Here is a 2,514-nt window from a genome sequence, read left to right as displayed (position 1 = left end):
GAGGGAGAAAAACCCTGATGTGGAACCAGCAGAGGTTTTACTAGAGAAAATTCGTTTAGAACGGCGCCGAAAAAAACAAACAGAAATTGATATAAGCCAATTACCTGATTTGCCTGATAGCTGGGTTTGGTCAACTCTAGAAAAGTGTTTTGATTTAGAAAGAGGACGATTTTCTATTAGACCAAGAAATGACCCTAGTTGCTATAACGGTTCTTATCCATTTGTACAAATAGGCGATTTACCACGTGAAGGAGGAATTATTGAAAGTTATTCTCAAACCCTCAATGAAAAAGGTTTAAGTGTTAGTAAAATGTTTCCAAAAGGAAGTGTTTTGATTGCTATTGTCGGTGCCACAATCGGAAATACAGGTATTCTTGATTTTGATAGCTGCTGCCCAGATAGTTTAGTAGCAATTCGCTCTGAAGACTATGAGTTATCCAAATATATTGAATATTATATGCGCTCGAAAAAGTTTATAATTCGCTACGTATCGTATGCTTCAGGTGGTCAGCCAAATATCAATCTTCAAACTCTTAATCCTTACCCATTTCCTTTGCCACCTTATGATGAAATTATAAAAATTAATAAGCGTTTAGATACTTTATATAAATTTGTAGATGTAGTTGGAGTACAGATGATTCAAATTTATAAACAAACTGACCAACTCGACCAATCTATATTAGCAGAAGCATTTCGCGGCGCCCTAGTCCCCCAAGACCCCAACGACGAACCAGCATCAGTGCTACTCGAACGCATCCGCGCGGAACGAGAGAAAAGTACTGGCGCCACTCCTAAACGTAGTAAAAAGACTAAACCTATTAAAGAACCAATACAAATGGAATTGGAACTCGAATAATTATTATTTGTTGGGGAACTTCTGTAGTTAAAATGTTAAAGTAGAGACGCGCGCATGTAACGTCTCTACAAACCAATATTTTATTATTCAGTTGCGGGTTGATAAATTTGTCGCAACTCTTCTACTGTAGCCGTAGTTTCTATTGCTTCTAATATTGCATCTAAAGTATCAACGTCCTCGATTGCTTCAATTTCTGGTAATAAATCTTGACCACTGTTGCTAAATTTTAGCCTTAATCCCAAGGATATACCCTTTAAAAGTGCTTCTTTTTTACCTTTCTTAATACCATTGCGTTCAATAGAAATTACGTATTTCATGGGTCGTCTTACCAAAGCGTTGTTGTATTTATTTATTAAATTCTGCATTCCAAAAAAGGTGCTTGAGTTACACACGCTCCGGAACTAAAGTGTATCTACACTTATTTGATGAATTCCAGAGCGCGTTGTATCGAATTTTATTATTCAGTTGTGGATTGATAAACTTGACGCAACTCGTTTACTGTAGCTGTAGTTTCTATCGCTTCTAATATTGCTTCTAAAGTATCAACGTCCTCGATTACTTCAATTTCTGGTAATAAATCTTGACCACTGTTGCCAAACTTAAGCCTCAATCCCAAGGATATACCTTTTATAAGTGATTTCTTGCTTGCATTTCGCTCAATAGAAGTTACGTATTTCACGGGTCGTCTTGCCTCCAGTTGTTGTACTTCTCTATCAAACTCTGCTTCCAACTCTGCTGGTAATGTCATCATCCAGTCAATGAAAGCAAATAAATTGATAACGTCTTGTTCTTCCAACCCCTGCTCGTACAATCTCCGTATTAAAGCCAGTTTTTGTACTTTACGCTCGCTACGGTTACTGGTAGTATTAAGTGCTGCCAGGTGTGCCATAACTACAGTAGCAAAGGGATTACCATTGTTTTCGAGCTTCCGATAATCTTTGCTGATAATCTACTAATTTAACAATTGGAAACTGAAAATTCAATGTACACCCGAATAAATCATAACCGAACTGCGACGGTCTCCAATTTGGGTTACTATCTGCGAGAACTGCGACAGACATTACCGACTTCTTATACTTATCGTAGATGCGATAGTTATAAGTATACATCCGCGCGGCAAATTCTTGTTCTTCCTGAGATTGCACCTCGACGTGAATTAATACCCATTGTTCTTCACCGTTCTTTAAATATAATTTTACCAACTTGTCGGCAAAACGGCGCCCAATTTCTGCATCCTTGGTTACTTCTTCTAGTTCTTTATCGAGAAATTCTATTTTTTTCGTCCAGTCAATTTGGCTGTGTGCAGCAGGAAAGAAAAATACCATGAATTCTTCAAAGTAGTTTTGTAAAATATCCTTCCACGGAGAATCATACTTTGTTAGTGGGTTTTTTGGTTTATTATCGTTGGTCTCGTTAGTCTCGTTATTAACAGTCATATGAGTCAATAATTATTATTTGGATAAATTTAAATATACGATTAAATGTCAGCACTAAATATAAAAGTTTTACAAATGTTTGAAATTTAAAATAATCATTATTGGCTTGTATTAATCCATTTATATGAGGATGTTAATCCCCCCAACCCCCCTTAATAAGGGGGGCTATAAATGCTATTTTTCCCCTTACTAAAAGAGCGTACTTTCTTCTCTTGTTCCCCC

General features: G+C 36.8%; 4 protein-coding genes. 1 reads left to right on the top strand and 3 read right to left on the bottom strand.

Annotation, left to right across the window (positions count from 1 at the left end; all coding sequences use genetic code 11):
* On the top strand, positions 1–856 hold an 856-nt coding region (locus AC2JBO_RS44500), incomplete at its 5' end, for a restriction endonuclease subunit S (protein ID WP_496960009.1).
* An 83-nt stretch (positions 857–939) separates the two neighbouring features.
* Here AC2JBO_RS44500 and AC2JBO_RS44495 read toward each other — a convergent pair.
* The 3 genes from AC2JBO_RS44495 to AC2JBO_RS44485 form a co-directional block, all read right to left on the bottom strand.
* Positions 940–1,173, bottom strand: a complete 234-nt coding sequence (locus AC2JBO_RS44495) for a hypothetical protein (RefSeq protein WP_496960008.1) — start codon at positions 1,171–1,173, stop codon at positions 940–942.
* A gap of 140 nt (positions 1,174–1,313) precedes the next feature.
* Positions 1,314–1,745, bottom strand: coding sequence for a hypothetical protein (locus AC2JBO_RS44490; protein ID WP_496960007.1), 432 nt, complete (start codon positions 1,743–1,745; stop codon positions 1,314–1,316).
* Positions 1,746–1,764: 19 nt separating this feature from the next.
* Positions 1,765–2,292 (bottom strand): Rpn family recombination-promoting nuclease/putative transposase, encoded by a 528-nt coding sequence (locus AC2JBO_RS44485; RefSeq protein WP_496960006.1) that lies wholly within the window; start codon positions 2,290–2,292, stop codon positions 1,765–1,767.
* Between the last annotated feature and the right edge of the window lie 222 nt (positions 2,293–2,514).

Source organism: Calothrix sp. CBUCES-K 9914 (assembly GCF_059640475.1).
Note: the sequence above shows the minus strand (reverse complement) of the source record. Positions and strands in the feature narration are given on the sequence as shown.